Source organism: Streptomyces sp. NPDC050704 (genome assembly GCF_040654355.1).
In the GTDB taxonomy this organism is placed as follows: domain Bacteria; phylum Actinomycetota; class Actinomycetes; order Streptomycetales; family Streptomycetaceae; genus Streptomyces.
Window position 1 is genome coordinate 1 of sequence record NZ_JBFAHW010000249.1, and the last position, 3,526, is coordinate 3,526.

The window sequence follows — 3,526 nt, forward strand, 5'->3', positions numbered from 1 at the left end:
TCGAACTCATCGGCGGCGTCCGCTTCCCCGCCATCGGCGACCTCCCCTACCTCCTCACCCTCGCCGGACACGGCTTCTACTGGTTCCGACTCCGCAAGGACGCCCTGTAGAAAACCAGGTGGAAGCCGCGTAGAACGGGGGCGGGGCAACGGTTTCCCCCGCCCCGCCCTGGGCACGCATCAGTAACACCCCGACGCCGGGGAAAGGACGCGACGCCATGTCGGAAGCCGTCACCCGCTCCACGCACTCCGCTGCGACAAGCCCCGGCCTCCTCGCGTCCCTCGATCCGCTGTTGCGCGAGTGGCTGCCACGGCAGCGCTGGTTCGCGGGCAAGGGCCGTCCCGTCACCGGGTTCTCGCTGGTCACGGCCACGGAGCTGCTGCCGTGGGACGCGAAGCTGGGGCTGCTGCACCTGCTCGTGCGGGCGCATCAGCCGCTGGCGCCCACGCACGGGGCCCCCGCGCATCCGGCCGACTGCTACCAGATCCTGATCGGCGTGCGCGAGACGCTGCCGCCACGGCTGGCGCCCGCGCTGATCGGTCACCCGAAGGAAGGTCCACTGGCCGGGCGGACCGTGTACGAGGCCCTGCACGACCAGCGGCTCGCCGATGTGCTCCTGGAGGCGCTGCGCTCTCGGGCGCGCGTCGGCGAGGTGCGCTTCGAGCGGGACATGCGCCAGGAGATCCGGGCCGACCTCGTGCCGCGGCTGGTGACGGCCGAGCAGTCAAACTCGTCTCTCGTCTACGGAGATACGTTCATTCTGAAGCTCCTGCGCCGGGTCGTGCCCGGGGTCAACCCCGACCTGGAGCTGCCGCTGGCGCTGGCCCGCGAGGGCTGCCCGCGGGTCCCCGCGCCCGCCGGGTGGATACTCGCCGACCTGGCCGGCGACACATACGTACTGGGGGCGCTGCAGCCCTTCGTCCAGGGCGCGACGGACGGCTGGGACCTCGCGCTGCGCGAGCTCGCCAAGGGTGCGGACTTCAGCGATGAGGCGCGGGCCCTCGGCCGGGCCACCGCCGAGGTGCACACGGCCCTGGCCCGGGCGCTGCCGGTGGTGACCGTGGGACGCGGGCCGATGGAACTGCTCGTGGACGGCATGATCGAACGGCTGGAGGCGGCCGTCCAGGCGGTGCCCGCGCTGCGGCCGTACGCGCCCGGTCTGCGCTCCGCCTTCGAGGCGCTCGGTGAGCTGGCGGCCGAGGGCGAGACGTGGACGGCACAGCGGATACACGGGGACCTGCACCTCGGGCAGTGTCTGCGCTCCCCGTCCGGCAGCTGGTCGCTGATCGACTTCGAGGGCGAGCCCTCGAAGCCGCTCACCGAGCGCCGGCTGCCGCAGCCGACCGCGCGGGACGTGGCCGGCATGCTCCGCTCCTTCGACTACGCGGCGCACTCGCACAGCTCCGTCGCGCCCGGCTGGGCCGATGCCTGCCGGGCCGCGTACTGCTCCGGGTACGCCGAGGTCAGCGGGCACGACCCGCGTACGGATCCGGTGCTGCTTCGCGCGTACGAGACCGACAAGGCGATCTACGAAGTCGTGTACGAGGCGCGGCACCGGCCCGACTGGCTGCCTGTGCCGATGGCGGCGATCCACCGCCTGGCCCTCTCCGAAGCGACCTGATCCGCCCGCTCTCCCGATCTCCCACACCTGCCGAGGAACACCTGTTGAGGAGGCTCCGCCCGTGACGCCCCGCCCGAACCCGCCCGCCAAGAAGCCGAAGAGCGCGAAGGCCAAGGCCACCGGCAAGGCCGCCAAGGTCAAGCCCACGGCCGCAGAGAACGTGCCCGAGCCGGCCGAGGTGCCGGTGGAGGACGTTCCGGACGTGCGGGACCTGGGGCATCCGGCCGTGCTGGACCGTGGTGACCGCGAGCGGCTGCTCGGGGGCGCGCATCATGATCCGCACGCCATCCTCGGGGCCCATCTCGTGTCCGGCGGTGTGGTCTTTCGCGTCCTGCGGCCGTACGCGCTGTCCGTGACCGTCGTCACCGAGGAGCTGCGGGCCGAGCTGCACGACGACGGGGAGGGGTTCTTCTCCACCGTGCTGCCGCTGCGGGAGGTGCCGGAGTACCGGCTGCTGGTGGAGTACGAGGGAACGGTCCAGGACGTCGAGGACGCGTACCGGTTCCTGCCCGCGCTCGGTGACCTCGATCTGCACCTGTTCGGCGAGGGGCGGCACGAGCAGCTCTGGACGGCGCTCGGTGCCGAGCCGATGGTGCACCAGGGCGTCACCGGCACCCGCTTCTCGGTCTGGGCGCCCAACGCCCGTGGTGTGCGGATCGCCGGGACCTTCAACTTCTGGGACGCGACCGCGTTCCCCATGCGGTCGCTGGGCTCCTCCGGGGTGTGGGAGCTGTTCGTCCCGGGGATCGGCGAGGGCGAGCTCTACAAGTTCGAGATCACCCGGCCCGACGGTTCCAAGACCATGCGGGCGGATCCGATGGCCCGGCGTACCGAGGTGCCGCCCGCCACCTCCTCCGTCGTACACGCGTCGCGCCACGAGTGGCAGGACGAGGAGTGGATGGCGCGCCGGGCCGACCGGCCGGCCCACGAGTCGCCGTTCTCGGTGTACGAGGTCCATCTGGCGTCCTGGCGACCGGGCCTGACGTATCGTCAGCTCGCCGACCAACTCCCCGCCTACGTCTCCGACCTGGGCTTCACCCACGTGGAGCTGATGCCGGTCGCCGAACACCCCTTCGGCGGCTCCTGGGGCTACCAGGTCACCGGCTTCTACGCGCCGACCGCCCGCCTCGGCACACCGGACGACTTCAAGTACCTGGTCGACGCGCTGCACCGGGCCGGCATCGGCGTGATCATGGACTGGGTGCCGGCCCACTTCCCGCGCGACGACTGGGCACTGGCCGAGTTCGACGGACGCCCGCTGTACGAGCACGAGGACCCACTGCGCGCCGCCCACCCCGACTGGGGAACCCTGGAGTTCGACTACGGCCGCCGCGAGGTACGCAACTTCCTCGTCGCCAACGCCGTGTACTGGTGCGAGGAGTTCCACATCGACGGCCTGCGCGTCGACGCCGTCGCCTCCATGCTCTACCTCGACTACTCCCGCGAAGCCGGACAGTGGACCCCCAACGTGCACGGTGGACGCGAGAACCTGGACGCGGTCGCCTTCCTCCAGGAGATGAACGCGACGGTGTACCGGCGTGAGCCCGGTGTCGTCACCATCGCCGAGGAGTCGACGGCCTGGGACGGGGTCACGCGCGCCACCCACCACATCGGGCCCGGCGGCTTCGGCGGGCTCGGGTTCGGGCTGAAGTGGAACATGGGGTGGATGCACGACTCGCTCGGATACGTCTCCCACGAGCCGGTCCACCGCAAGTACCACCACCACGAGATGACGTTCTCGATGGTGTACGCGTACAGCGAGAACTACGTGCTGCCGATCTCCCACGACGAAGTGGTCCACGGCAAAGGGTCGCTGGTGTCCAAGATGCCGGGCGACTGGTGGCAGCAGCGCGCCACCCTGCGCTCCTACCTCGGCTTCATGTGGGCCCACCCCGGCAAGCAACT

3 protein-coding genes are annotated in these 3,526 nt (G+C 71.1%); all 3 read left to right on the forward strand.

Annotated elements, in window-relative coordinates; translation table 11 throughout:
• A partial coding sequence (locus tag AB0I18_RS51765; protein WP_363112845.1) for an alpha-glucosidase C-terminal domain-containing protein occupies positions 1–110 on the forward strand: 110 nt, incomplete at its 5' end.
• Positions 111–217: 107 nt separating this feature from the next.
• Positions 218–1,621 carry a maltokinase gene (locus AB0I18_RS51770; protein WP_363112843.1) on the forward strand — a complete coding sequence of 468 codons (1,404 nt, stop codon included), beginning with the start codon at positions 218–220 and terminating at the stop codon, positions 1,619–1,621.
• 61 nt (positions 1,622–1,682) lie between these two features.
• On the forward strand, positions 1,683–3,526 hold a 1,844-nt coding region (glgB, locus tag AB0I18_RS51775; RefSeq protein WP_363112844.1), incomplete at its 3' end, for a 1,4-alpha-glucan branching enzyme.

Coding starts and splice junctions, on each gene's coding strand:
- AB0I18_RS51770 (WP_363112843.1), top strand. CDS start 218: ATGTCGGAAGCCGTCACCCGCTCCACGCACTCCGCTGCGACAAGCCCC.